At 70.7% G+C, this 26,213-nt stretch carries 20 protein-coding genes; 15 read left to right on the top strand and 5 right to left on the bottom strand.

Annotation, left to right across the window (positions count from 1 at the left end):
- Nucleotides 1-200: 200 nt before the first annotated feature.
- Nucleotides 201-1,013, bottom strand: coding sequence for a ParA family protein (locus KK097_RS11985; RefSeq protein ID WP_027465232.1), 813 nt, complete (start codon nucleotides 1,011-1,013; stop codon nucleotides 201-203).
- A gap of 60 nt (nucleotides 1,014-1,073) precedes the next feature.
- Between KK097_RS11985 and KK097_RS11980 the strand changes: the two genes are divergently transcribed.
- From KK097_RS11980 to KK097_RS18450, 3 genes are all read left to right on the top strand, one after another.
- Nucleotides 1,074-4,484 carry a pyruvate carboxylase gene (locus KK097_RS11980; protein WP_214544940.1) on the top strand — a complete coding sequence of 1,137 codons (3,411 nt, stop codon included), beginning with the start codon at nucleotides 1,074-1,076 and terminating at the stop codon, nucleotides 4,482-4,484.
- A 1-nt stretch (nucleotide 4,485) separates the two neighbouring features.
- Nucleotides 4,486-4,989 (top strand): peptide deformylase, encoded by a 504-nt coding sequence (locus KK097_RS11975; RefSeq protein ID WP_214544938.1) that lies wholly within the window; start codon nucleotides 4,486-4,488, stop codon nucleotides 4,987-4,989.
- Nucleotides 4,990-5,132: 143 nt separating this feature from the next.
- Nucleotides 5,133-5,264, top strand: a complete 132-nt coding sequence (locus tag KK097_RS18450; protein ID WP_258366694.1) for a hypothetical protein — start codon at nucleotides 5,133-5,135, stop codon at nucleotides 5,262-5,264.
- A gap of 854 nt (nucleotides 5,265-6,118) precedes the next feature.
- On the opposite strand, the gene KK097_RS11970 is transcribed toward KK097_RS18450, so the two are convergent.
- On the bottom strand, nucleotides 6,119-8,104 hold the full coding sequence (locus KK097_RS11970; protein WP_214544936.1) for an AMP-dependent synthetase/ligase: 1,986 nt from the start codon (nucleotides 8,102-8,104) through the stop codon (nucleotides 6,119-6,121).
- A gap of 121 nt (nucleotides 8,105-8,225) precedes the next feature.
- Here KK097_RS11970 and KK097_RS11965 point away from each other — a divergent pair, with 121 nt between their 5' ends.
- The 3 genes from KK097_RS11965 to KK097_RS11955 all read left to right on the top strand — a co-directional run bounded on the left by KK097_RS11965 (nucleotide 8,226) and on the right by KK097_RS11955 (nucleotide 11,442).
- Nucleotides 8,226-9,179, top strand: a complete 954-nt coding sequence (locus KK097_RS11965) for an ROK family glucokinase (protein WP_017886608.1) — start codon at nucleotides 8,226-8,228, stop codon at nucleotides 9,177-9,179.
- A 47-nt stretch (nucleotides 9,180-9,226) separates the two neighbouring features.
- The gene (locus KK097_RS11960; protein ID WP_027465236.1) at nucleotides 9,227-9,952 is read left to right on the top strand and encodes a lysophospholipid acyltransferase family protein; all 726 of its coding nucleotides are present in this window, start codon (nucleotides 9,227-9,229) and stop codon (nucleotides 9,950-9,952) included.
- Between the two features lie 104 nt (nucleotides 9,953-10,056).
- Nucleotides 10,057-11,442, top strand: a complete 1,386-nt coding sequence (locus tag KK097_RS11955; RefSeq protein WP_214530801.1) for a class II 3-deoxy-7-phosphoheptulonate synthase — start codon at nucleotides 10,057-10,059, stop codon at nucleotides 11,440-11,442.
- Between the two features lie 160 nt (nucleotides 11,443-11,602).
- Here the strand turns inward: KK097_RS11955 and pknB are convergent, their stop codons facing one another.
- The gene (pknB, locus tag KK097_RS11950; protein ID WP_214544934.1) at nucleotides 11,603-13,678 is read right to left on the bottom strand and encodes a Stk1 family PASTA domain-containing Ser/Thr kinase; all 2,076 of its coding nucleotides are present in this window, start codon (nucleotides 13,676-13,678) and stop codon (nucleotides 11,603-11,605) included.
- Nucleotides 13,679-13,760: 82 nt separating this feature from the next.
- Nucleotides 13,761-15,032, bottom strand: coding sequence for a LysM peptidoglycan-binding domain-containing protein (locus KK097_RS11945; RefSeq protein ID WP_307858407.1), 1,272 nt, complete (start codon nucleotides 15,030-15,032; stop codon nucleotides 13,761-13,763).
- Nucleotides 15,033-15,204: 172 nt separating this feature from the next.
- Between KK097_RS11945 and KK097_RS11940 the strand changes: the two genes are divergently transcribed.
- The gene (locus KK097_RS11940) at nucleotides 15,205-15,561 is read left to right on the top strand and encodes an Rv2175c family DNA-binding protein (protein WP_214544932.1); all 357 of its coding nucleotides are present in this window, start codon (nucleotides 15,205-15,207) and stop codon (nucleotides 15,559-15,561) included.
- Between the two features lie 69 nt (nucleotides 15,562-15,630).
- On the opposite strand, the gene KK097_RS11935 is transcribed toward KK097_RS11940, so the two are convergent.
- A complete protein-coding gene (locus KK097_RS11935) occupies nucleotides 15,631-16,749 on the bottom strand; it encodes a polyprenyl synthetase family protein (protein ID WP_214530807.1) in 1,119 nt (372 codons plus the stop codon).
- Nucleotides 16,750-16,845: 96 nt separating this feature from the next.
- Between KK097_RS11935 and KK097_RS11930 the strand changes: the two genes are divergently transcribed.
- The 8 genes from KK097_RS11930 to mraY all read left to right on the top strand — a co-directional run bounded on the left by KK097_RS11930 (nucleotide 16,846) and on the right by mraY (nucleotide 26,212).
- Nucleotides 16,846-17,250, top strand: a complete 405-nt coding sequence (locus KK097_RS11930; RefSeq protein WP_214530809.1) for an SCO2097 family morphological protein — start codon at nucleotides 16,846-16,848, stop codon at nucleotides 17,248-17,250.
- A 676-nt stretch (nucleotides 17,251-17,926) separates the two neighbouring features.
- Nucleotides 17,927-18,358: a division/cell wall cluster transcriptional repressor MraZ gene (gene mraZ, locus KK097_RS11925; protein ID WP_017886616.1), complete on the top strand. Its 432-nt coding sequence runs from the start codon at nucleotides 17,927-17,929 to the stop codon at nucleotides 18,356-18,358.
- A 106-nt stretch (nucleotides 18,359-18,464) separates the two neighbouring features.
- Nucleotides 18,465-19,430, top strand: coding sequence for a 16S rRNA (cytosine(1402)-N(4))-methyltransferase RsmH (rsmH, locus tag KK097_RS11920; protein ID WP_214544931.1), 966 nt, complete (start codon nucleotides 18,465-18,467; stop codon nucleotides 19,428-19,430).
- A 1-nt stretch (nucleotide 19,431) separates the two neighbouring features.
- The gene (gene ftsL, locus KK097_RS11915; RefSeq protein ID WP_214530813.1) at nucleotides 19,432-20,127 is read left to right on the top strand and encodes a cell division protein FtsL; all 696 of its coding nucleotides are present in this window, start codon (nucleotides 19,432-19,434) and stop codon (nucleotides 20,125-20,127) included.
- A 49-nt stretch (nucleotides 20,128-20,176) separates the two neighbouring features.
- The gene (locus tag KK097_RS11910) at nucleotides 20,177-21,946 is read left to right on the top strand and encodes a peptidoglycan D,D-transpeptidase FtsI family protein (protein ID WP_214530815.1); all 1,770 of its coding nucleotides are present in this window, start codon (nucleotides 20,177-20,179) and stop codon (nucleotides 21,944-21,946) included.
- Nucleotides 21,947-21,960: 14 nt separating this feature from the next.
- A complete protein-coding gene (locus tag KK097_RS11905) occupies nucleotides 21,961-23,607 on the top strand; it encodes a Mur ligase family protein (RefSeq protein ID WP_214544930.1) in 1,647 nt (548 codons plus the stop codon).
- Nucleotides 23,604-25,112: a UDP-N-acetylmuramoyl-tripeptide--D-alanyl-D-alanine ligase gene (locus KK097_RS11900; RefSeq protein ID WP_214530818.1), complete on the top strand. Its 1,509-nt coding sequence runs from the start codon at nucleotides 23,604-23,606 to the stop codon at nucleotides 25,110-25,112. Before KK097_RS11905 ends, KK097_RS11900 begins: the two co-directional genes overlap by 4 nt.
- Entirely contained in the window at nucleotides 25,109-26,212 is a 1,104-nt protein-coding gene (gene mraY / locus KK097_RS11895) for a phospho-N-acetylmuramoyl-pentapeptide-transferase (protein ID WP_214530820.1), read from the top strand. Before KK097_RS11900 ends, mraY begins: the two co-directional genes overlap by 4 nt.
- The last annotated feature ends 1 nt before the right edge of the window (nucleotide 26,213 follow it).

The raw sequence follows: 26,213 nt of genomic DNA, 5'->3' as shown, positions 1-26,213 counted from the left end.
GGACGGGCCTCCCGGCTGTCCCAGAGCGGTCGCGACCTGCCGCGTGCGCGTCGCCGAGGTGTCACGAACCGTCGCCTGCGACGCTGCCTGACGACAGTTGGTGACCACTCGGCGCAAGTGGGCGGCATGTCGTGACCACTCGGGCGACGAGCGCGACGAGCGCGACGACCTCGACCGCCCGACCGCCAGAGTGCAGCGACCTACGCGGCGCCGCCCTCGGCGTACGGACCGATCTTGCCGGTGCGCATGATGCGCTCGAGCAGCTGGTCGAAGTTCTTCGCCATCTCCTGCGCGGACTCACCGGGCCACACGTGCAGCGGCTTCGCGGCACCCTGCGCCTGCTGGAGCGAGGTGCGCTCCGGCAGCTGCGGGGAGAGCACGAGGGGCCCGAACATGTCGCGGAGCTCCTTGATGCGGAACTGGTGCTCGAGCGACTGCACGCGGGCACGGTTCACGATGATGCCGAGGGGCTGCAGGCGCGGGGAGAGTCCGCGGCGGATCTCCTCGATGGCGCGCAGGGCGCGGTCGGCGGCGGCGACGGAGAACAGGCCGGGCTCGGTGACGACGGTGACACGGTCGGACGCGGCCCACGCGGTGCGGGTCAGGGCGTTCAACGACGGCGCGCAGTCGATGAGCACGAGCTCGTAGTCCTGCTCGACGTTGGCCAGGGCCTCTTCGAGCTTCCAGATGTCGCGGATCGACGGGTGCGGGCCGTCGAAGTTGATCGCGGAGGGCGACCCGACCATGACGTCGATCTTGCCCTGCGACCCCTTCGTCCAGCCCGAGGGGGCGATCGCCTGACGGACGATCTTCTCCTTCGGGTTCTCGAGGACGTCGGCGACGTTGAGGTGGCCGGCGAGGTTGATGTCGAGGCCCGTGGAGACGTCGGACTGCGGGTCCAGATCCACCACCAGCGTGCGCAGTCCCTTGGCGAACGCGGCCGAGGTCAGGCCGAGCGTCACCGTCGTCTTGCCGACACCACCCTTGAGGGAGCTCACGCTGAGTACATGCACGTTGAGCAACGTTACCGCCACTAGGGTTGTCTCACCTCAACCCGGGCTGAAAGGGACGTCGTGTTCACGAAGATCCTCGTTGCGAACCGTGGCGAGATCGCCATCCGCGCGTTCCGTGCCGCCTACGAGTTGGGGGCCCGTACGGTCGCCGTCTACCCGTACGAGGACCGGAACTCCCTGCACCGGCTCAAGGCCGACGAGGCCTACCTGATCGGGGAGCGGGGCCACCCGGTCCGGGCGTACCTGGACGTCTCCGAGATCATCCGTGTCGCCCGCGAGTCGGGTGCCGACGCCATCTACCCCGGGTACGGCTTCCTGTCCGAGAACCCGGAGCTCGCCGCCGCTGCCGCTGCTGCCGGCATCACGTTCATCGGTCCGGGCGAGCACGTGCTCGAGATGGCGGGCAACAAGGTCACCGCGAAGGAGCACGCGGTCGCGGCCGGCGTCCCGGTCCTCGCGAGCACCCCCGCGAGCCGCGACATCGACGAACTGATCGCCGGTGCCGACGCGATCGGGTTCCCGGTCTTCGCCAAGGCCGTCGCCGGTGGTGGTGGGCGTGGCATGCGTCGCGTCGAGACGAAGCCCGAGCTGCGTGACGCCCTCGAAGCGGCGATGCGCGAGGCCGACAGTGCCTTCGGCGACCCGACGATGTTCCTCGAGCAGGCCGTCATCCGCCCACGGCACATCGAGGTGCAGATCCTCGCCGACTCGACCGGCACCGACGCGGGCACCATCCACCTCTTCGAGCGCGACTGCTCGGTGCAGCGGCGCAACCAGAAGGTCGTCGAGATCGCTCCGGCACCGAACCTCGACCCCGCGATCGCACAGGCCCTGCACCGCGATGCCGTGGCCTTCGCCCGGTCGATCGGGTACGTCAACGCCGGCACCGTCGAGTTCCTCCTCGACACCGAGGGCGAGCGCGAGGGCCAGCACGTCTTCATCGAGATGAACCCGCGGATCCAGGTCGAGCACACGGTCACCGAAGAGGTCACCGACGTCGACCTCGTGCAGTCGCAGATGCGCATCGCGGCGGGGGAGAGCCTCGCCGACCTCGGCCTGTCGCAGGACAGGGTGCACGTGCACGGCGCGGCCCTGCAGACCCGCATCACGACGGAGGACCCTACGCAGGGCTTCCGCCCGGACACCGGCCGGATCAGCACCTACCGCAGCCCCGGCGGCGCGGGCGTCCGGCTCGACGGCGGCACCGTCGCCACCGGCGCGCAGATCAGCCCGCACTTCGACTCGATGCTCGCGAAGATGACGTGCCGGGGTCGCGACTTCCCGGCGGCGGTGTCCCGGGCCAAGCGTGCCCTCGCCGAGTTCCGCATCCGCGGGGTCAGCACCAACATCCCGTTCCTGCAGGCCGTGCTCGAGGACCCGGACTTCGCCCGCGGTGACGTCTCGACGAAGTTCATCGAGGAACGTCCGCAGCTCTTCGGCGGACACGTCTCGAAGGACCGCGGCACGAAGGTCCTCACCTGGCTCGCCGACGTCACGGTGAACAAGCCGAACGGCGAGCGGTCGCCGCTGGTCACCGATCCGGCCGACAAGCTCCCTGCCCTCGACCTGACGACGCCGGTGCCCGAGGGCCAGCGTGACCGCCTGCTGGCGATGGGTCCGGTCGAGTGGTCGAAGTCCCTCCGCGCCCAGACGGCCCTCGCGGTGACCGAGACGACGATGCGGGACGCCCACCAGTCACTCCTCGCCACCCGGGTCCGCACGAAGGACCTCGTCGCCGTCGCGCCGCACGTCGCACGGCTCACCCCGCAGCTGCTGAGCGTCGAAGCCTGGGGCGGTGCCACCTACGACGTGGCGCTCCGGTTCCTCGGCGAGGACCCCTGGGAGCGCCTGACCGCCCTCCGTGTCGCGATGCCGAACATCCCGATCCAGATGCTGCTGCGCGGTCGCAACACCGTCGGGTACACGCCCTACCCGACCGAGGTCACCGACGCCTTCGTCGACGAGGCGGCTCGGTCCGGCGTCGACGTCTTCCGCGTGTTCGACGCGTTGAACGACGTCAGCCAGCTGCGTCCAGCCCTGGAGGCCGTGCTCGCGACCGGCACGGCCGTCGCCGAGGCGGCGCTCTGCTACACCGCCGACCTCCTCGACCCCGCGGAGGACCTCTACACGCTCGACTACTACCTCCGCCTGGCGGAGCAGATGGTCGAGGCCGGCGCGCACGTCATCGGCATCAAGGACATGGCGGGGCTCCTCCGTGCCGGTGCGGCCGAGAAGCTCGTCACCGCCCTGCGGGAGCGCTTCGACCAGCCCGTGCACGTGCACACCCACGACACCGCCGGCGGCCAGCTCGCGACCCTGCTCGCCGCCGCGCGGGCCGGGGCCGACGCGGTCGACGTGGCCGCGGCGCCGATGGCCGGCACGACGAGCCAGCCGAGCATGTCCGCCCTGGTCGCAGCCCTGGCCCACACCGAGCGCGACACCGGCCTGTCCCTCGACGCCGTCGGTGACCTCGAGCCGTACTGGGAGTCGGTCCGTCGTGTCTACGCCCCGTTCGAGTCCGGTCTCGCCGGTCCGACCGGGCGTGTCTACAAGCACGAGATCCCCGGCGGGCAGCTGTCGAACCTCCGCCAGCAGGCCATCGCCCTCGGACTCGGCGACCGGTTCGAGCAGGTCGAGGACTGGTACGCCGAGGCGAACCGGATCCTCGGACGCCCCACCAAGGTGACGCCGTCGTCGAAGGTCGTCGGAGACCTCGCGCTGCAGCTCGCCGCGGTCGGTGCCGACCCGGTCGACTTCGAGCAGAACCCCGACAAGTACGACATCCCGGACTCCGTGATCGGGTTCATGGCCGGCGAGCTGGGCGACCTGCCCGGCGGCTGGCCCGAGCCGTTCCGCTCGAAGGTCCTGGCCGGGCGCGAGGTCCGACTCGAGATCACACCGGTGCCCGCGGACGAACGGGCACACCTGGAGGCGCCCGGGCCCGATCGGCAGCAGGCCCTCAACCGTCTGCTCTTCCCACAGCCCACGCAGCAGTTCGCGCGGGTCCGGGAGCAGTACGGCGACCTCTCCGTCGTGCCGACCGTCGACTACCTGTACGGGCTGCGCCCCGGGCAGGAGCACAGCGTGCCGCTCGGCAAGGGCGTCGACCTGTTCGTCGGGCTCGAGGCGATCGGCGAGGTGGACGACAAGGGCATCCGCACGGTCATGGCGACGATGAACGGGCAGCTCCGCCCGGTCGCCGTCCGCGACCGTTCGGTCGAGGTCGAGACGAAGGCTGCCGAGAAGGCCGACCCGTCCGACCCCAAGCACGTGGCCGCGCCGTTCTCCGGCGTGGTGACGCTCAAGGTCGCCGTCGGTGACGTCGTCGAGGCCGGTGCGGCCGTGGCGAGCATCGAGGCGATGAAGATGGAAGCGGCCATCACGGCGCCCGTGTCGGGCACCGTCGGCCGACTCGCGATCCCGGTGACCCAGCAGGTGGACGCCGGCGACCTCCTGGTGGTGCTGCAGTAAATTGACCGTCCGTCCCATCCGCCTGTTCGGCGACCCCATCCTCCGTTCGCCGGCCGACCAGATCCGACCCGAACTGCTCGGCAGCCCCGGCGTCCGTGACCTCGTGCAGGACCTCGTCGACACCGTCGAGGAACCCGGGCGTGCCGGTGTGGCCGCGCCGCAGATCGGCGTCGGGCTCCGCGCGTTCTCGTACAACGTCGACGGCGAGGTCGGCTACGTGCTCAACCCCGAGCTCGTCGAGGTCTCCGGGGAGCCCGAGCTCATGGAAGAAGGGTGCCTCTCCGTCCCGGGGCTCGGCTACCCGACGCGCCGGTACCCGTATGCGAAGGTGCGCGGCGTCGACGTCGACGGCGACGAGGTCGTGCTCGAGGGCACCGGCCTGATGGCCGAGGCGCTCCAGCACGAGTGCGACCACCTCGACGGCACGGTCTACGTGATGACGCTCGACCCCGAGATCCGGCGGCAGGCACTGCGCGACATCCGCGCGCAGGACTGGTTCCACTGAGCGCTCGCACAGGCCCGCGTTCGCGGGCTGTGAACTCGGGTGTGACACCCCCACGGGGGATTGTCGCTTTGTCCTGACGAGGAGGTACCGTGCTGCTGTCGGCCTCCCACCGACACACCATCCCATCCCCCCAGGACTCCCGCATGACCAGTCAGAACGACGAGCTGAGCTCGCACCGCACCCGCACCAACCGTCGACCTGCCGAGACCACCGTCACGACCGGTTCGACCGCCGTCCTCGACGCCCCCGCGACGGAGCAGTCGCAGGAGGCCTGACCCCCGCAGGCGCCCCCGGCGCCCGCTGAACGGCCTGGAGGCCCGGATCACGTCCGACGGACGTGATCCGGGCCTCCAGGCCGTTGCGCTGCACCGCCGCGCGCACCTGGCGGAATCGGGCGTACCTGGTCGAAAGAATCGACCCGGTACGCCCGGATCGACCTGGTACGCCCGGATCGACCGGGTGGCGGGGGCGGCCCCGCGCGTACCTGGGGAAACGGGGCGTACCTGGTCTAAAGAACTGACCCGGTACGCCCGGGACGACCCGGTACTCCCGAATCGACCCGGTACGCCCGAAACGACCCGGTACGCACGGATCGACGCGGTACGCCCGGATCGACCCGGTACGCCCGAATTGACCGGGTACGCCCGGGTTGACCGGGTGGCGGGGGAAGCCCCGCGCGAACCTGGCGGAATCGGGCGTACCTGGTCGGAAGAATCGACCCGGTACGCCCGAATCGACCCGGTACGCCCGAATCGACCCGGTACGCCCGAATCGACCCGGTACGCCCGGACCGACCGGGTGGCGGGGGCGGCCCCGCGCGAACCTGGCGGAATCAGGCGTACCTGGTCGTAAGAACTGACCCGGTACGCCCGAAACGACCCGGATCGACCCGGTAGGCCCGAAACGACTAGGTACGCCTGAATACGCCCGGTCATCGGGGTCGCGCCCCGCGCGTGGCAACCCCTGGAGGCCCGGCGCAGGTCCGCCGGACCGGCACCGGGCCTCCAGGCGTTTGCGTCTGCAACCCGCGCGTGCCTGGCGGAATCGGGCGTACCTGGTCGGAAGAACCGACCTGGTACGCCCGGATCGACCTGGTACGCCCGGATCGACCCGGTACGCCCGACGCCCGCTACGAGCGGTTGCGGCGCCGGCCCTCGATGACGGGCGTCGCCGTCGTCTGCACCTTCGACCCGGAGTAGATGTGGTCGATGTCGGCGGCGAAGTCCTTCAGGATCACCGACCGCTTGATCGTCAGCTTCGGCGTGAGGTGTCCCGAGCCCTCGGTGAGGTCCGTGTCGAGGATCGTGAACGACCGGACCGACTCGGCGCGCGAGACCCGACCGTTCGCGGCGTCGATGGCCTCCTGCACGGCGGAGAGCACCCGCTCGTCGTAGGCGGCCTCGTGCGCGGACAGGGCCGGCGTGATGCCGCGCGTCTCGCACCACCCGGGCAGCATCTCCCGGTCGAGGGTGACGAGGGCGGCGACGAACGGCTTGCCCTCGCCGACGACCACGACCTGGCCGATGAGTGGGTGCTCGCGGATGCCGTCCTCGAGCGGTGCCGGCGCGACGTTCTTGCCGCTCGCGGTGACGATGAGTTCCTTGGCGCGGCCGGTGACCGTGAGCACCCCGTCCGCGTCGATCCGGCCGAGGTCGCCGGTGCGGAACCATCCGTCGACGAACGCCTTCTCGGTCGCCTCGTCGTTGCGCCAGTACCGGTCGAAGACGTCGACGCCGCGGATCAGGATCTCGCCGTCGTCGGCGATCCGGACCTCGATGCCGGGCAGCGCGCGGCCGACCGTCCCGATGCGGAGCTCCCGGGCGCGGTTGACCGTGGCGGGGGCCGTCGTCTCCGTCAGGCCGTAGCCCTCGAGGATGAGCACCCCGATCGACCGGAAGAAGTGCGAGAGCCGCGGGGAGAGCGGAGCCGACCCGCTGACCGCGTACTCGACCCGGCCGCCGAGCGCGTCGCGGAGCTTGGCGTACACGAGCCGGTCGAACAGCTTGAACTTCAGCCCGAGCAGGAACGGCACCTTGCCGGCTGCGAGGGCCTCGGAGTGCGCGACCGCGGTGTCGGCAGCGGCTCGGAAGATCCTGCCCTTGCCGCCGAGGTCGGCCTTCTGCTCGGCGGAGTTGTAGATCTTCTCGAACACCCGGGGGACCGCGAGCAGGAACGTCGGCTTGAAGGTCGAGACCGCGCGCATCAGGTCCTTGGTGTCCGGCTCGTGGCCGACGAGGACGCCGGCGGACACCGACATCGCGGCGATGAACCGGGCGAAGACGTGGGCGAGCGGGATGAACAGCAGGGTGGACGCACCGTCGGCGACGACCTCGGGCATCGCCTCGCTCGCGCCCTCCACCGTGGCGGTGAAGTTGTCGTGCCGCAGGACGCAGCCCTTCGGGCGGCCCGTGCTGCCCGAGGTGTAGATGATCGTGGCGTCGTCGTGGCCGTGCACGTTCGCGGTGCGGGCGTCGAGCTGGTCGTCGGAGACGTCCTCGCCGAGTCGCGTCAGGTCGTCGAGGCCGCCGCCGTCGATCGTCCAGTGCTGACCGAGGGCCGGCAGGTCGGGTGCGATGGAGGCGACGCGGCGGGCGTGCTCCTCCTGCTCGACCACGATGGCGACCGCCTCCGAGTCGGACAGGATCCAGCGCACCTGGTCGGGGGAGCTCGTCTCGTACACGGGGACGGACACCAGGCCGGCTGTCCACACGGCGAAGTCGACCAGGGTCCACTCGAGGCGGGTGCGCGACAGGATCGCGACGTGCGCGCCCGGTTCGAGGCCGGCGGCCACGAAGCCCTTCGCGATGCCGCGGACCTTCGCGAGCGTCTCCGCTGCGGTGAAGGTCGTCCAGGTGTCGCCGTGGCGCTGGGCGAGGATCGGTCGCTCGGGCGTCAGACGGGCGCGGTCGCCGAGGAGCCGCGCTGCCGAGCCGTGGTCCGGTGCGACCGGGCCGCTGTGGGCCGCGGTGGCCGGGGGGTCCTGGGCCGGGGCGGCCGGGCCGGCGCTGGGCGGTGTGGCGTGCCTCCCGGCTGACGGCGTGGTCCCGCTGGCCGCGCTGCCAGCGGTGGCCGTGTCGGTGGAGGCGCTGCTGCGTGCAGGACGCTGATCGTTCACGGTGACTCCCTTGTCTGCCGGTTCGACTCGAGTGCGCCTCAACACCGAGGCGACACCGCCAGCATAGGACGCCTGACCGGGCGTTCCGTGACTTCGCGGCGAACCGGTAGGCTCGTTGCTCGTGCACGCCATCGGAATCGACATCGGGGGCACCAAGATCGCGGGTGCGGTCGTGACGGAACTGGGCGAGATCGTCGCCGAGGACCGCGTGGCCACCAACGCTGCGGACCCGAACGCCATGCTCGACGACGTCGTCTCGATGGTCGAGCGACTCAGCTCGCTCCACCAGGTCGGCGCCGTGGGGGTCGCAGCCCCCGGGTTCATCGACGCCTCGCAGTCGATCGTCTACTACACGCCGAACATCCGGTGGCGGAACGAACCGCTCCGCCAGAAGCTGCAGCAACGCCTCGGCGACCTGCACATCACGGTGGACAACGACGCGAACGCCGCCGGCTGGGCCGAGTTCCGCTTCGGTGCCGGTCGGCTCGTGTCCGACATGACCATGCTCACCATCGGCACCGGCGTCGGCGGCGCCATCGTGACCGAGGACCGCCTGTTCCGCGGCGGCTTCGGCACCGGCGGCGAGATCGGGCACCTCCGCATCGTGCCGAACGGCCTGCCCTGCGGCTGCGGCGCCCGCGGCTGCATCGAGCAGTACGGCTCCGGCCGTGCCCTGCAGCGCATGGCGAACGACGTCGCCGACGCCGGCGGTATCGGGTCGGCCCTGGCCGACGCCCGCGCCGACAACGGCGGCCAGCTCGACGGCAAGATCGTGGGCGACCTCATCCTGGCCGACGACCCGGGTGCCCTCGCGGCCCTCCGTCGGCTCGGTCGGCACCTCGGCGAGGCCTGCGCGTCGCTGTCCGCGGTGCTCGACCCGCAGCTCTTCGTGTTCGGCGGCGGTGTCGCCAGCGCGGGGGACCGACTGCTCGACCCGATCAAGCAGGCGTACCTCAACAACCTGCCGGCGCGTGGCTACCACCCCGAGCCGGACTTCGTGATCGCCGAGCTGGTCAACGACGCCGGCGTCGTCGGTGCGGCCGACCTCGCCCGCATCCACGCCCGCACGGCGTAGCATCGGGCCTCCCCACCACCCGGGCCACCCACCACCTGGAGTCGTCGATGACCTACTGGCTGCTGAAGAACTTCGTGCTCGGTCCGCTCATCCTGACCCTGTTCCGGCCCTGGGTCGTCGGCCGCGAGCACGTGCCGGCCAAGGGGCCGGTCATCTTCGCGTCGAACCACATCTCGTTCATCGACTCGGTGATCCTGCCGGCGGTGCTCGACCGTCGCCTGTCGTTCCTGGCGAAGAGTGACTACTTCACGGGTCGCGGGCTGAAGGGCTGGGCGACGAAGACGTTCTTCAACGCCATCGGCCAGCTGCCGATCGACCGCTCCGGCGGCAAGGCGTCCGAGGCGTCACTCCGCACCGGCCTGCAGGTCCTGGCGCGCGGCGAGCAGCTCGGCATCTACCCCGAGGGCACCCGCAGCCCCGACGGCAAGCTCTACCGCGGCCGCACCGGCATCGCCCGGATGATCCTCGAGGGGCGCGTGCTCGTCGTCCCCGTCGCCATGGTCGGCACGCGCGAGGTGCAGCAGATCGGGCAGCGCTTCCCGAAGATCAAGCGCGTGGGCGTCGTGTTCGGCAAGCCGCTCGACTTCTCGCGGTTCCAGGGCTTCGAGACCGACCGCTTCATCCTCCGCAGCGTCACGGACGAGGTCATGCACGAGCTCGCCGGGCTGAGCCGCCAGGAGTACGTGGACGTCTACGCGACCAGCGTGAAGGAGCGGGCGAGCTCCGCGCGCGAGGCCGTCATGCGGGAACGGAAGTCGACGCCTGCACGTTAGGCTCTGATGGTCCCGGCACCCCGCCAGGACGCCCATCGACGACGCGCGGCCACGTGCCGGTCAGCGTCGCCGGGCCGCCCGCACAGAACACCGAGGTAACGCCCTTGTTCGAGTCGACCGACTTCGTCGCCCTGCAGGATCCGGACGTCATCGAGGGGCTCGACTATTGGCGGACGCTCCCGATCAAGCAGCAGCCGACCTGGCCGGACGCCGCAGCTGCCGAGGCCGCCTCGGCCGAGATCGCCACGCTCCCGCCGCTCGTGTTCGCGGGCGAGGTCGACAAGCTGCGCGAGCGGCTCGCCGCGGCCGCCCAGGGCAAGGCCTTCCTGCTGCAGGGCGGTGACTGCGCCGAGACCTTCGCCGGTGCCACCGCCGACTCCATCCGCGACCGGGTCAAGACGATCCTGCAGATGGCCGTCGTGCTGACGTACGGCGCCTCGATGCCCGTCATCAAGATGGGGCGCATGGCCGGGCAGTTCGCCAAGCCCCGCTCGAGCGACTTCGAGACCCGCGGCGACGTCACGCTGCCCGCCTACCGCGGCGACATCGTCAACGGCTACGACTTCACGCCGGAGAGCCGGACGGCCGACCCGCGCCGCCTGGTGCAGGGGTACCACACCGCTGCTTCGACGCTGAACCTCGTCCGCGCCTTCACCCAGGGGGGCTTCGCCGACCTGCGGCAGGTGCACTCGTGGAACAAGGGCTTCGCGTCGAACCCGGCGAACGCCCGCTACGAGCACCTCGCCAAGGAGATCGACCGAGCGATCCGCTTCATGGCCGCCTGCGGTGCCGACTTCGAGGCGCTCAAGCACGTCGAGTTCTACGCCTCACACGAGGGGCTGCTGATGGACTACGAGCGCCCGATGACCCGCATCGACTCCCGCTCCGGCCTGGCGTACGACACGTCCGGCCACTTCATCTGGATCGGTGAGCGCACGCGGGACCTCGACGGTGCACACGTGGACTTCCTGTCGCGGGTGCGCAACCCCATCGGCGTGAAGCTCGGCCCGACGACCAGCGTCGACGACATGAAGGCACTGGTCGACAAGCTCGACCCGAACCGTGAGCCGGGTCGCCTGACCTTCATCACGCGGATGGGTGCCGGCAAGATCCGCGACGAGCTGCCCAAGCTGCTCGAGGCGATCAAGGGCATGGACGCCAACCCGCTGTGGGTCACCGACCCCATGCACGGCAACGGCCTGACCACGCCGACGGGCTACAAGACCCGTCGGTTCGACGACGTCGTGGACGAGGTCCTCGGCTTCTTCGAGGCGCACCGCCAGGTCGGCACGTACCCGGGCGGCATGCACGTCGAGCTGACCGGTGACGACGTCACCGAGTGCCTCGGCGGCTCGGAGCACATCGACGAGGCCACCCTCGCCACCCGCTACGAGTCGCTGTGCGACCCGCGCCTCAACCACATGCAGTCCCTCGAGCTCGCCTTCCTGGTGGCCGAGGAACTCGGCGCGCACCAGCCCGACCGCTCGTAGCGCAGGAACCCCCGGACGGGAGGCCCGGTGCCAGCTGGCACCGGGCCTCCCGTCCGTCGTGTCCGCACGTTCCGGACCGCACCCGCGTTTCGGGGTGAGCGACACTCCTCGCGCCCGACGGCGCGTGAACTGTCGCTGGGCGCGAAACGCGCCCGGGCCCCTACTGGTCGTACGACAGGGTGACCGTGTCGCCGCGGTACACCGTGGCACCGGCGCCCGGGTCGGTGCCGGTGACCGGCAGCGTCGACTTCCAGTCGTAGAAGCCGCACAGGATGTTGGTGCAGTCCGGCACGGCGACCTTGAGCCCGAGGTCCTCGAGGGTCTTCGTCGCCTCGTTGATCGTGGGGCGATCGGCAGCGATGTCCGGCAGCGTGATCGGCGCCGGGCCCTTCGACACGACGACGTCCACCGCGGTGCCACGGACGGCCGGGGAGTCCTGCACGGCCGCGGAGATGACCTGGCCGGCGGGGACGGTCTCGCTGAACTCCTCGGTGCGGGCACCGAGGATCAGTCCGGCCTCGTCGAGCGCCGCGGAGGCCTCGTCGACGGTCTTCCCGACCACGTCCGGCACCGGGCCGAGCGACACCGTCAGGGTGACCTGCCCGGTCTCGCCGTACGCCTGCACGGTCGTCAGGTCGAGCGCCTTGCCGCCCGGGGCCCGACCGGTCGCCGCGATCACGGTGTCCTTCGGAGCGTCGGCGGAGAACTCGTACCGGTCGTCCTGCAGCTCGAAGTCGTCGTCGAGCGCGGCCGTCACGGTGGAGAGCGGCTGCCCGACGATCGCCGGCAGCGGGATCATCCGCGGGCCGTTCGACACGACGATCTGCACCGACGTGCCCTTCTGGACCTCGCGCTCGGCGGCCGGCTTCGTCGTGGAGACCTGTCCCTTCGCGACGACGGCGTCGAACCGGGTTCCGGTCTTCGACGCCGCCTGCAGGCCCTGTGCTTCGAGCAGCTGCCGGGCCTGCGAGACCGACTTGCCCGTGACTTCCGGGATCCGCACGTTGCCACCCGGCCCGGGGCCGAAGTACCAGCCGAAGCCGGCACCGATCAACGCGAGCACGACGACCACGGACAGCAGGACCCAGCCGCGCTTCCGGCGCTTCGCCGACTGGTCGGCGAGCCGCTGTCCGGCGGGGGAGAGCACGCCCGGCTGGGCACCGGTCCGGCGGGGACCGGGGGCGTTGCCGCGGGGACGCGCGGCGGCCCGCCCGCGGTCGCCGGTGTCGCGGTCACCGGACCGGTCGATGATGGCGGTCTCGTCGGCGGCAGTGGCCCCTGCGGCTCCGGCCGTCGCCGCGGCCGCTGCGGCGCCGAGCGTGCCCCCGCCACCCGAGGGCAGGATCGCCGTCCCGTTCTCGGGCCGGAGCACTGCGGTGCGGTACTGGCCGGTCGCACGCTGCTGGTCGCCCGACATGTGGTCGAGCATCTCGCGGGCGTCGCGTGGGCGGTCCTCGGGGTCGCGTGCCGTCGACCAGGCGACCAGCTCGTCGAGCTCCGGCGGCACGCCGGCGACGGCGGCACTCGGCGCGGGCACGGAGTCGTTCGCGTGCTGGTAGGCGATCTGCATCGGCTGCTCGCCCTTGTAGGGCTGCTCGCCGGTGAGCATCTCGTACAGCATGATGCCGAGCGCGTAGATGTCGCTGCGGGAGTCGGCGGCGCCGCGGGTCACGAGCTCGGGGGAGAGGTACGCGATCGTGCCGAGGAGCGCCGCGCCCGTCGCCGTGTTCGCGGTCGTGGCCCGGGCCAGGCCGAAGTCGCCGAGCTTGATGCGGCCGTCGTCGGCGAGCAGGACGTTCTCGGGCTTCAGGTCGCGGTGCACGATGCCGGCGCGGTGGGCCGAGGCGAGCCCCGCCAGCACCGCGCGCAGGATGTCCGTCGCCTGCTCGGGCGTCAGGGCGTGGTGCTCCTGCAGCAGGTCCCGCAGCGTGATGCCGGGGATGTACTCCATGACGATGTACGCGGTCTCGCCCTCGGCGCCCTGGTCGTACACGCCGACGAGGTTCGGGTGCGACAGTCGGGCCGCCGACCGGGCCTCCTGGATGAAGCGCTCACGGAAGGCCTGGTCGTCGGCCAGGTGCCCGTGCATGATCTTGATCGCGACGCGTCGCTCGAGGCGCACGTCGGTCGCGAGGTAGACGGTCGCCATGCCCCCGCGCGCGATGCGGGAGCGGACGCGGTACCGCTGATCGATCATGCGACCGATCATCGGATCCGTGGCGGCGTTGGTGGTCATCGGCGGCATTCTACGAATCGAGACTGCGCGAGGACGCACCGGCGCACCGGCCGTGACCCAATCTCGATCTTCCGGATGAGACTCAGAGGGTCGCCAGCCAGCCCTCGGCGGCGCTCGCCCAGTTGGCGTAGGCCTTCGGGTAGGCGGAGAGCTGCACGGCCTGGGCCGCGTCGGTGATGCTCATCGAGGACCAGCCGGGCACGTCGAGCAGGCCGCGGGTCGTGCCGGCGTTCGGGTTGTGTCGCCCGCCGAAGAACAGCGCGGTGGCGTGCGCCGGGTCTTGCAGCTTCGCGGCACTGCCCCAACCCTGGCTCGGACGCTGCTGGAACAGGCCGACCGAGTCGCGGTCGCCGTGCGGCAGGTTGCGGAGGCTCGACTCCTGCATCGCGGCCGCGAGGGCGACGACGATGCCGCGGTCGGGCACCCCGAGCGAACGGCCGACGGCGACGATCGTCGCGGCGTTCTGGCGCTGTTCGGCGCTGAGCCCGACGGCGCCGCTGACGTGGGCGCTGGTCGACACCGCGGGAGCGGCCGTGGACGACGACGGGATGACGAGTGTCTTGCCGGCGTAGATGGTGCTCGTGTACGACAGGCCGTTGGCCGACAGGAGCGACCGGACCGAGACGTGGTGCGCAGCGGCGATCGACGCGACGGTGTCGCCGGCGCTGATCTTCACGCTCGACTTCGTCGACGGGGCGGACGCGGTGGACACCGAGGGCGTCGACGAGGACGAACCGTGCGGCACCCGGAGGGTCTGGCCCGGGTAGATGACGCTGCGCTGGGAGAGCTTGTTGGCGCTGAGGAGCGCCGTCGTCGACACGCCGACGCGGGACGCGATGCCGGAGACCGTGTCACCCTGCTTCACGTGGTAGCTCGACGTGGCCGAGCCGGAGCCGGTCGTCGACGTGGACGTCCGCACCGCGGCGGTGGTGACGGCGGGGGTGGATGCGAGGTGCAGCGTCTGACCGGGGTGGATGATCGTGTTCCATCCGAGGCCGTTGCGCACGAGGATCTCCTGCGCCGACAGACCGAAGCGGGCGGCGATGCCCGAGACCGTGTCGCCGTGATGGACGGTGTAGGTCGTGGGGGCCTTCGTGGTGGCGGCGACCGTCCGCACGACGGTCTGCGACGGCCGTGCGACGGCGGTGCCGAACACCGGGCGGTCGGTGACGACGCGGTCCTGGTCGACGTGGCGCTTGTTGTTCGCGTCGGCATCGTCGTGGCGCGGCTCCGCGTGCGCGACCGGGCCGGTGAGGCCGGCGGTCACCGCGATCGTGCCGGCGAGGACGATGGGCATGGTGGCGAACCGGGCGGATCGTGCGCGCCGGGCGACTTCGTCTGCAGCGTGGTCCACGGGTTTCTCCTGATCTCGACTGAGCCGTGCGCGCGCAGGCGCGCACTCACAGGTGCCACAACGCTGGCATGGCCTGATTCCCAAGTCAACCAGAGAGTCAGATGTGATGGATGTGACGAATGTGACGAACGGTGCGGATTCAACCAGGCGGTCACTCTGGCACCATGGGCGTGTGAGTGCCGCACCCGCCGACGACCTGACCCTCTCCGAACGCTGGCTGACCGTCCCCGAGCTGGTGGACATGTTCAGCACGAGCCCCGGACGGATCCACCGACTCTTCGAGCAGAAGACCCTGCTCGCAGCCCGCGTCGGCGGTGTCCTGCGGGTGCCGGTCGAGTTCCTGGAGGACGGGGAGCCGATGCCCGAACTCCGCGGCACGCTCATCGTGCTCGGCGACAACGGCTTCACCGACGACGAGGCGGTGCGCTGGATGCTCACCGTCGACGACGCGATGGGCACCACGCCGATCGCGGCGCTGCGCGCCGGTCGCAAGGCCGAGGTGCGTCGCATCGCCCAGTCGCTGCTCTAGACACGTTCCGGACGGACGGGAGGCCCGTGGCGGTGTCGCCAGGAGCCTCCGGTCCGTCCTGGGTCGCGTCTAGGCGGAGCGGCTGCTGACCGTGTCCGCCAGCGACGCGAGCTGCTCGCGTGCCGACGGCGTCAGCGGCGAGGCGTCGAGCGCCGCCTTGGCGCGCTGCACGTGCCGTTCGATCGACCGTTCCACGGCGGCCACGGCACCGGACTCGGTCAGGGTCGCGCGGAGCATCTGCACCTGCTCCTCGTCGAGGTCCGGGTCGCCGAGGAGTTCGTCCAGCAGCTGCCGCGGGCCGCTCGCCAGCGTCTTGCGCGCCGAGGCGATGAGGACGGTGCGCTTGCCCTCGCGCAGGTCGTCGCCGGCGGGCTTGCCGGTGACCTCGGGGTCGCCGAACACGCCGAGCATGTCGTCGCGGAGCTGGTACGCCACGCCGAGGGGGAGCCCGAATGCGCGGAGGCCCTCGAGCTGGGAGTCGCTCGCACCGGCGACGAGGGCACCGATGACGAGCGGTGCCTCGATCGAGTACTTCGCCGACTTGAAGACGATGACGCGCTGGGCGCGGAGCAGGTGCTCGGACTCGTCGATGACCGGCCAGGCGGTCTCCTCGTGCACGTCGAGGTACTGGCCCGCGGTGACGTCGAGGCGCATGGCGTGGAACTCCTGGCGGACGATGCGGGCCCGCACCGGGTCGAGGAGCGCGAGGCCCTCGTCGAAGACCGCGTCGCTGAGCGAGAGCAGGAGGTCGCCGAGGAGCAGGGCGGAGTTCGTGCCGTACTGTCCGCGGTCGCCGACGAAGCCGGACTCCTCGTGCAGGGACTCGAAGCGGCGGTGCGCTGCGGGGCGCCCGCGGCGGGTGTCCGAGCGGTCCATGATGTCGTCGTGCACCAGGGCGGCGGCGTGGAAGACCTCGAGCGCGGCGGCGACCGTGACGATCGCCTCGGCGGTGGTCTGCCTGGACCCTTCGGCCAGCGGGTCGAACGAGCCCGAACGGCCCGCCACCGACTGCCATCCCCAGTAGCAGAACAGGGCACGGAAGCGCTTGCCGCCGGACAACAGGTCTCGGGCGTACCGGTCGAACGGCGCGAGGTCCGGGCTGATCGCGAGGAGCCGTTCACGCTGCTCGTCGAGTGCCCGGTCGATACGCGCCGATACGAGGTCCACTAATCGCGTACTCTCAGCCACGATCCCTACCCTAGTGGAGTGGTCGAGGCATAGAATCGGTCCACTCAACCCGCGTTTTTCAACCCCGCGTCGATCCCAGGAACAGAGGGAACCAAGATGCCGCTCTCGGAACAGGAGCAGCGCCTTCTCGAAGAGATGGAGCGCAGCCTCTACCAGAACGATTCCGATTTCGTGGCTCGTGTCACACGTCGACAGGGTCGTCCGACGTACACAGCCATCACGCTCGGGGTCCTCGGCGCTCTCGCCGGGGTCGCCATCGTCATCGTCGGCCTGGTCATGAAGGCGCCGCTGCTGGGCATCCTCGGCTTCGTCGTGATGCTCGCCGGTGTCCTGTTCGCGCTGCGCCCGGGCATGCGTGCCCCGAAGGCGAAGCCCGCGCGACCGGGGCGACCCGCTTCCGGTGGGTCGGCGCGTCCGTCCACCGGCGGTGGCAGCGGCAACGGCTCCTTCATGGACCGGTTGAACGAGCGCTGGGACAAGCGCAACGACCAGAGTCAGTAGCTGACGGGGTCAGCAGGACTCCCTCCACACTCCTCCACGGGGTCGGCCTTCGGGTCGGCCCCGTTTCGTGTTTCCGGGCCGGGCTCGGCGGGGCGCCTGCGCGAGTGGTCACGACATGCCGCGCGGTGGACGGCGAGGTCGCACGAACTGTCGGCCGGGGCCCGCGCGAGCGACAGTTCGTGACCACTCGGCGTCGCGGCGCCGGCGCGTCATGACCGTGCGCTGACCGGCGGCCGGGCGTGGTGGAGCCGGCCGTGCGCCCGCGTGAGCACCGCGGCGGACGTGGGACGGGCCTCCAGGCCGGGGTGGACCGCCGCCGCCGGTGTGTGCGCGAGTGGTCACGACATGCCGCGGGGTGGATGCCGAGGGCGCAGGAGCTGTCGGCTGGGGCCCGCGCGAGTGACAGTTCGTGACCGCTCGGCGTCGTGAGCCCGCGGCGCGCCCCGGGACGCTCCATCGGCTGCGAAAGTCCTCCACTTTCCTCCACGTGTCTTCCCGTGCGGCCGAACCGCATGAATCCGGGCTTGTTGCTCCGAAGACGGGCCACTCATTCCGCGTCAGACGCCCCCAGTAGGGGTGTCGTGGCTCGAAAAGGGAGCGTAGACCTGGGCAGAGGGAGGGGAGTGGAGTAAAGTGGGGCTCGCAACGGTCCGGTGGAGCGGAGGGGAGGCCCGACGTGCTGCTCGGTACTCATGCCCCGAAGCTCGACGAGAAGGGTCGCGTGATCCTCCCCGCCAAGTTCCGGGACGAACTGTCCGGCGGGCTCGTGATGACCCGCGGCCAGGAACGCTGCGTCGTGGTCTTCAGCGCCCGGACGTTCGAGGAACTCCACGAGCGCATCCGGACCGCTCCGATGACGTCGAAGCGCACCCGCGACTACATGCGCCTGTTCCTCTCGGGGGCCAGCGCCGAACAGCCCGACAAGCAGAACCGCGTGACGATCCCGCAGAACCTCCGTGAGTACGCGGGGCTCGAGCGGGACCTCACGGTCATCGGCAGCGGTGACCGTGCCGAGATCTGGTCCACCCCCGCGTGGGAGGCCTACTACGCCGAAGCCGAAGAGGCATTCGCCGACAACGACGAGGAGGTGATCCCGGGGATCTTCTGATCCGCGGATCGGGACTCCCAGCCGTGAAGCCCTGACATCACTTCCCCGGTGTCAGGTCGCATGGATGGGGATCCGGACCCACGGCCCAGGAGACGAGGGGCTGCACATGGCCGACAACGACAACGAGACGCCACGCTTCCCGCACACGCCGGTGATGCTCCAGCGCATCGTCGACCTCTTCACGCCGACGCTCGAGGGTCCGGGCAAGGTCGTCGTCGACGCCACGCTCGGCATGGGCGGCCACTCCGAAGGGTTGCTCGAGCGGTTCCCGGAGCTCACGCTCATCGGGCTCGACCGCGACACCGACGCACTCGGCATCGCGGGGGAGCGCCTGGCCCGCTTCGGTGACCGCGTCCGTCTGGTGCACACCGTGTACGACGGCATCGTCGACGCGATCGAGGGCGAGGGCTTCTCGAAGGTCGACGGCGTGCTCTTCGACCTCGGGGTGAGCTCGCTGCAGCTCGACCGCGCCGAGCGCGGGTTCGCCTACAGCCAGGACGCGCCGCTCGACATGCGGATGGACCGGACCGAGGGGCAGACCGCCGCCGACGTCCTGGCCACCTACGACGAGGGCGAGCTCCGTCGCATCTTCCAGCGCTACGGCGAGGAGAAGCTCGCCGGCCGCTACGCCCGGGCCATCGTGGAGCGACGGGCCACCAAGCCCTTCGAGATGTCCGGCGACCTGGTCCAGGTGCTGCACGACGCGACCCCGGTGGCGATCCAGCGCCAGGGGCACCCGGCCAAGCGGGTCTTCCAGGCCCTCCGCATCGAGGTGAACGCCGAACTCAGTGTCCTCGAGCGGGCCATCCCGGCGGCGCTCGACGCCGTCGCGGTCGGCGGACGGATCGTCGTCGAGTCCTACCAGTCCCTCGAGGACCGCATCGTCAAGCGGGCCCTGGTGGAGCGCACGAAGTCGAGCGCCCCCGCCGGCCTGCCGGTGGAGCTGCCCGAGCACGCCCCCACCTTCTCCCTGATCGTCAAGGGCGCCGAGCTGGCCGACGAGGCCGAACGCGCCGCCAACCCCCGAGCAACCCCCGTGCGTCTGCGCGCGGCCGAGCGGATCCGGAACTGACATGAGCACGAACCTCGCACTCGTCGACCCCGCGGTCGTCCCGTCGCGGGCCCCGCGCCCCGACCGTCAGCACCGCCCCGAGCTGGTCGAGGTCACCCCGACCGCGGCGCAGCGCCGGGCACGGCCCCGCATCGGGTACGCGGTCGTGGCCGTCGCCGCACTCGGGATCCTGCTGCTGGCCCAGCTCGGCATCAGCATGGTGCTCAGCCAGGGGGCGTACACGCTCAACTCGCTGTCGGCCGAGCAGACGGCCCTGTCCCGCACGCAGCAGTCGCTGTCCGAGGAGCTCCGGGTCCTCGACTCGCCGCAGAACCTGGCCCGCAACGCACAGTCGCTCGGCATGATCGCGAACTCGACACCGGTGTACCTCGACCCGAAGACCGGTCGCGTGTACGGGACGCCGACCCCGGCGAAGCCCGACGAGGCCACGGCGTCGACCGAGAACCAGGTGCCGAACTCCCTGCTGAACGACGTGCCGCTCGCCACGAAGCCGGGCGACACGTCGACCAGCAAGGAGACGAGCAGCACCGGCAGCACCGGCAGCACCGGCAGCACGGCCGGCGCAGGCGCGTCGGGAGCCACCGACAGCCCCGCCGCGTCTGAGAAGACGAGCGGCGCCAGCGCGTCGGACCAGGGGACGGCGAAGTCGTCCGTAGAGTCCGACGCGAACCCGCTCCAGGCGCCCTCCACCCGGTGACCGGCGGGTCCGCCGCAGCCTCAGCACCGCCCGGGAAGGACCGCACCGAGTGACGAAGACGATCCGCAACCGACGCCTGCGATACAGCATCGTGATGCTCGCCGTGATCGCCCTCGTCGGGGTGTTCGTGGTCCGGCTCGTCGACATCCAGGTCGTGCAGGCGTCGGAGCTGAACAAGGCGTCGGCCCAGAAGCGCAGCATCCCCGTGACCATCTACGGCACCCGCGGGTCGATCGTCGACCGTACGGGCACCCAACTCGCCGACAGCGTCACCCGGTACAACATCACGACCTCCCCGCGCCTGGTGAAGGGCTTCAAGGGCAAGCTCGGCGGCACCCGCATCAAGGAGGTCAGCGTCGGAACCGCGCTCACTGCGCTGGCGAAGGCCTCCGGCGGCGACGTCGCGACCATGCGGAAGAACATCGCCGCGAACCCGAAGTCCGACTTCGCGTACCTGGTCAAGGGCCTCGACGTGTCGCACTACGAGGCCGTGACCGACCTCGGCATCCCCTGGATCTACAAGGAGCAGCAGGCCTCGCGGGTGTACCCGACGGGGGCGACGACGGGCAACATCACCGGGTTCATGGGGACCGACGGAGCACAGGCCGGCCTGGAGTACGCGTACAACAGGTGCCTGTCGGGCACGAACGGGTCGCAGACGTACGAGCGCGGTGAGGACGGCGTGCAGCTGCCCGGCAGCACCGTGACCACCAAGAAGGCCAAGGACGGCGGCACGCTCCAGACCACGATCGACAGCGACCTGCAGTACATGGCGCAGCAGACCATCGCGTCCGCCGCCAAGACCCTGCAGGCCGAGTCGGCGACGGCGACGGTGACCAGTGTCAAGACGGGCGAGCTGCTGGCGGTCGCGGACTACCCGACGGTGGACCCGAACGACGTCGACGCGACGACGGACAAGGGGGCCTTCGGCTCCCGGGCGCTGACGGACTCGTACGAGCCGGGTTCCACGATCAAGGCCGCGATCGCCGCCGCCCTGATCGACCAGGGCAAGTCGAGCCCGACCGACCAGGCCGTCGTGCCGTACTCGCGCACGTTCCCCTGGGGCGGCACGATCCACGACTCCGAGTTCCACCCGACCGAGAACCTCACGCTGACCGGCATCCTGCAGAACTCGTCGAACGTCGGCATCACCGAGCTCGGTGCGCGACTGACGCCGCAGCAGCGCTTCGACTACATGAAGAAGTTCGGCCTGTTCGAGCCGGAGACCGCGATCGACTACCCGGGCCAGCCGGCGATGGACTACGGCACGAGCCCGAACTGGGACCAGCAGACGAACATCAACTCGATGTTCGGGCAGGGCATCTCGACGACCGCCGTGCAGGTCGCCAGCGTGTTCCAGACCATCGCGAACGACGGTGTCCGGATCCCGCTGCACTTCGTCAAGGGCTGCACCACGGCCGACGGCACGACGATCGACGCGCCCGACGTGCAGAAGCAGCGCGTCGTGTCCGCCGCCGCCGCCACGCAGGTCACCGACATGCTGCAGAGCGTCGTCACGGGCGGCACACTGGTGGGGATGAAGCCGATCTCCGGCTACAACATCGCCGCCAAGACCGGCACGGCCGAGGTGGCCGAGGGGGCGCAGGGCTACGGCGGTCAGCGCATCACGTCGGTGGCCGGAATGGCACCCGCCGAAGACCCCCAGTATGTTGTCACGGTGACGTTCACGAAGCCGCAGACCAACAAGTGGTCCAGCGGAGCGGCTCCGGCGTTCCGCACACTCATGTCCCAGGTGCTCGAGAAGTACCGAGTAGCCCCCTCCGCGTCCGAGGCGAAGCTCTACCCGTCCACGTGGTGAGGAAGAAGGAACACTTGTCCGCACGGATCCCCCCGGTCCTCCGACCCGAACACCCGACCCCGAGGGCCGTCGCCGAACTCGCGAACGCGTTCGGTCTGCGTGTCGTCGGCTCGGTCGACAGCCTCGAGACCACCGGGGTCACCCTGAGCGCCACCGAGGTGCAGCCGGGTGACCTGTTCGTCGGCGTGCACGGTGCGAACCGGCACGGCGCGCAGTTCGCGACGGAGGCCGCCGAGCGCGGTGCCGTCGCCGTCCTGACCGACCAGGACGGCGTCGCACTGGTCGAGCCCTCCGGGCTGCCGGTGCTCGTGGTCGACGACCCCCGCGCCGCCCTCGGCGACGTCGCGGCGTGGGTCTACCGCACGCACCCCGACGAAGCCACCGACCTGCCGCAGCTGTTCGCCGTCACCGGCACGAACGGCAAGACGAGCACGTCCTACATCCTCGAGGGCATCCTCAAGCAGCTCGGCCTGGTCACCGGTCTGAGCTCGACCGCCGAGCGCCACATCGGCTCGCTCAGCGTCACGAGCCGCCTCACCACGCCCGAGGCCAGCGAGATGCACGCACTCCTCGCCCGGATGCGCGAGAGCGAGGTCCGCGCGGTCGCCGTCGAGGTCAGTGCCCAGGCCCTGAGCCGCCACCGCGTCGACGGCATCGTCTTCGACGTCGCGGCCTTCACGAACCTGTCGCACGACCACCTCGACGACTACGCCGACATGGAGGAGTACTACCAGGCGAAGCTCCCGCTGTTCCAGCCCGAACACGCCCGTCGCGGCGTCGTCTCGCTCGACACCGACTGGGGCCACCGCGTGGTGCAGGACTCCCGCATCCCGGTCACCACCATCACGGTGCACCCCGACGTCGAGGCCGAGTGGCACGTCGGCATCGTCGAGGCGCACGCCGCGTACACGGAGTTCCGCCTGACCGGACCCGAGGGCCGCGAACTGACCACCCGTGTGCCCCTCATCGGCTGGCACATGGCGGCGAACGCGGCACTCGCGATCGTCATGCTGGTCGAGGGCGGCTTCGAGCTCGGTGCCATCGCACACGCGCTGGAGAGCAACCACCGTCGCTACGCCGACGAGGACGACACGACCGATCGCGACGGCGAGCCGAACCGGGTCTCTGCCATCGAGTGCTACCTGCCTGGTCGCACCGAGCGCGTCTCCGGTGAGCACGGCCCGAGCGTCTACGTCGACTTCGGCCACAGCGCCGACGCCTTCGAGAACACGCTCGCCGCGGTGCGCCAGTTCACCGCAGGCAGGGTCCTCATGCTGTTCGGCGCCGACGGCGACCGCGACACCACGAAGCGCGGCGACATGGCCCGCGTGGCCGCGGCAGGCAGCGACATCCTCGTCGTCACCGACCACCACCCCCGCTTCGAGGACGCCGCGTCGATCCGCAAGACGCTGGTCGACGCCGCCCGTGCTGCCTACCCCGACCACGAGATCCACGAGGTCAGCCCGCCCGAGGCCGCGATCCGCACCGCGGTGAGCCTGCTCGGCGAGGGCGACTCGATCCTCTGGGCCGGTCCCGGTCACCAGGACTACCGCGACATCCAGGGCGTCCGCACGCCGTACTCCGCCCGTGACGAGGCCCGTGCGGCCCTGCGCGAGGCCGGTTGGGAGCCGAACTCCGGTCCGGCGGAGGACGTCCGATGATCGCCATGACCCTCGCCGAGATCGCCACCGCGGTCGGCGGCGAGCTCATCGGCGGTGCCCAGGCGACCGACGTCGCCCAGCCGGGCGACCTGGTCGTCGATGGCTCGGTCGAGACCGACTCGCGCCTGGTCGGCCCCGGCAGCGTCTTCTTCGCCCTGCCCGGTGAGGTCACCGACGGCCGGCGTTTCGTGCCAGCAGCGGTCGACTCCGGTGCCGCCCTGGTGATCACGCCCGAGCGCGTCGACACCACCGCGCCGCAGATCGTCGTCGCGGACGGCTACGAGGCCCTCGCCGCGCTCGCACACGAGGTCGTCACCCGCGTCCGGATGAGCACCGCGGACCGTGTCGACGACGACGGTCGCCCGGCACCCCTGCGGGTCGTCGGCATCACCGGCTCGAACGGCAAGACGAGCACGAAGAACATGCTCCGCACGATCCTCGAGCAGCACGGCGCGACCATCGCGCCCGAAGGCTCGTTCAACAACCACGTCGGCGCCCCGATCTCGATGCTCCGCGTCACCTACGACACGCGGTACCTGGTGGTCGAGATGGGCGCGAGCGGCGTCGGTCACATCGCCAAGCTCGTCTCGATCGCCGAGCCCGACGTCGGCGTCGTCCTCAAGGTGGGCCTCGCGCACGCCGGCGAGTTCGGCGGCATCGAGGCGACGCAGCGCGCGAAGTCCGAGATGGTCACCGACCTGCCCCGGACCGCCACGGCCCTGCTCAACGTCGACGACGACCGCGTCGCGTCGATGCGCGGCCTGACGGCCGCGCGCGTGGTCGGCTTCGGCACGTCGGCCGAGGCCGACTACCGCATCACCGGCATCGAGACGGACCGCAGCGGTACCCGCTTCACCCTCACCGCGCCTCCCGTCCGCCCCGAAGGTGACCGTCCGACGGACGCGACCCTGTCTGGAGGCCCGGATCACGTCGACGTGCGCCTCGCGATCCTGGGTGAGCACCACGCCATGAACGCGTCCGCCGCGCTCACCGTCGCCCACCTGTGGGGCGTCCCGCTCGCCGACGGCGCGGCCGCGCTCGCGTCGATGACGCGCGCCGAGCGCTGGCGCATGGAGCTGCTGCAGGGCGGACCCGAGGGCGTCACCGTCATCAACGACGCCTACAACGCCTCGCCCGACTCCACCGCAGCCGCGCTGCGGACCCTGGCGCAGATCGTGCGCCCGGGGGAGCGGACCGTCGCCGTGCTCGGTGAGATGGCCGAGCTCGGGGAGTTCTCCGTCGAGGAGCACGACCGCATCGGTCGGCTCGTCGTCCGGCTCGGCATCGGACAGCTCGTGGTCGTCGGCCGCGGTGCGATGCCGATCCACCAGGCCGCCACCCTCGAGGGATCGTGGGACGGCGAGTCCGTGTACATCGAGGACGTCGACGACGCCGTCCGTGCCATGCAGGAGATGCTCCGCCCCGGCGACGTCGTCCTCGTCAAGTCCTCGAAGTCTGCCGAACTGCGATTCCTCGGCGACCGCCTCGGAGGTGTCACCGAATGATCGCGCTCCTCGTCGCCGGCGCCACGTCGCTGGTGTTCACGTTGCTGCTCACCCCGTTCTTCATCAAGCTCTTCCACCGTCTCGGGTGGGGGCAGTTCATCCGTGACGACGGACCCCAGTCGCACCACACCAAGCGCGGCACCGCGACCATGGGCGGCATCGTGCTCATCATCGGTGCGGTGATCGGGTACTTCGTCGGGCACCTGGCCGGACGTGACTCGATCACGCTGTCCGGACTGCTCGTGCTGTTCCTGATGGTCGGCCTCGGGTTCGTCGGCTTCATCGACGACTTCCTCAAGGTCCGGCGCCAGCGGAGCCTCGGGCTCGGCGGCTGGGCGAAGATCCTCGGCCAGGTCATCGTCGGCGTCATCTTCGCCACGATCGCCCTGGTCGTGCCGACGTCGAACGGCAAGCCGCCGGCGTCCACGATGATCTCGGCGATCCGCGACGTGCCGTGGCTCGACTTCATGGCGCTCGGCACGGTCATCGGCACCGTGCTGTTCCTCGCCTGGATCGTCCTGCTCACGGTCTCCACGTCGAACGGCGTGAACGTGGCCGACGGGCTCGACGGCCTGGCCACCGGGTCGAGCATCCTGGCGATCGGCTCGTACGTCATCATCGGCTTCTGGCAGTCGAACCAGATCTGCGGCGGTGCCCGGCTCGACGCGAGCACCGAGCACGCCTGCTACACGGTGTCGAACCCGCTCGACCTCGCCGTGGTCGCGGCCGCGGTCTGCGGTGGGCTCATCGGGTTCCTCTGGTACAACACCTCGCCGGCGCAGATCTTCCTCGGCGACACCGGTTCGCTCGGTCTCGGTGGCGCCCTGGCCGGTCTCGCGATCCTCAGCCGCACCGAGCTCCTGCTCATCCTCATCGGTGGCCTGTTCTTCATCGTCACCGGTTCGGTCATCCTGCAGCGGGCGTACTTCAAGATCACGCACGGCAAGCGCATCTTCCTGATGAGTCCGCTGCACCACCACTTCGAACTGAAGGGGTGGGCCGAGGTGACCGTCGTCGTCCGCTTCTGGATCATCGCCGGGCTCTTCGTCGCGGCGGGGGTCGGGCTCTTCTACCTCGAATGGATCGCACGCGTTGGTTGAC

This window comes from Curtobacterium flaccumfaciens (assembly GCF_018598405.1).
GTDB classification, from domain to species: domain Bacteria; phylum Actinomycetota; class Actinomycetes; order Actinomycetales; family Microbacteriaceae; genus Curtobacterium; species Curtobacterium aurantiacum.
Note: the sequence above shows the minus strand (reverse complement) of the source record. Positions and strands in the feature narration are given on the sequence as shown.

Excerpts from the sequence above, each read along its gene's own strand:
- ftsL (WP_214530813.1), top strand. The coding sequence starts at position 19,432 with ATGAGCACGAACCTCGCACTCGTCGACCCCGCGGTCGTCCCGTCGCGG.
- KK097_RS11900 (WP_214530818.1), top strand. The coding sequence starts at position 23,604 with ATGATCGCCATGACCCTCGCCGAGATCGCCACCGCGGTCGGCGGCGAG.
- KK097_RS18450 (WP_258366694.1), top strand. The coding sequence starts at position 5,133 with ATGACCAGTCAGAACGACGAGCTGAGCTCGCACCGCACCCGCACCAAC.
- pknB (WP_214544934.1), bottom strand. The coding sequence starts at position 13,678 with ATGACCACCAACGCCGCCACGGATCCGATGATCGGTCGCATGATCGAT.
- rsmH (WP_214544931.1), top strand. The coding sequence starts at position 18,465 with ATGGCCGACAACGACAACGAGACGCCACGCTTCCCGCACACGCCGGTG.
- mraY (WP_214530820.1), top strand. The coding sequence starts at position 25,109 with ATGATCGCGCTCCTCGTCGCCGGCGCCACGTCGCTGGTGTTCACGTTG.
- KK097_RS11930 (WP_214530809.1), top strand. The coding sequence starts at position 16,846 with ATGCCGCTCTCGGAACAGGAGCAGCGCCTTCTCGAAGAGATGGAGCGC.
- KK097_RS11960 (WP_027465236.1), top strand. The coding sequence starts at position 9,227 with ATGACCTACTGGCTGCTGAAGAACTTCGTGCTCGGTCCGCTCATCCTG.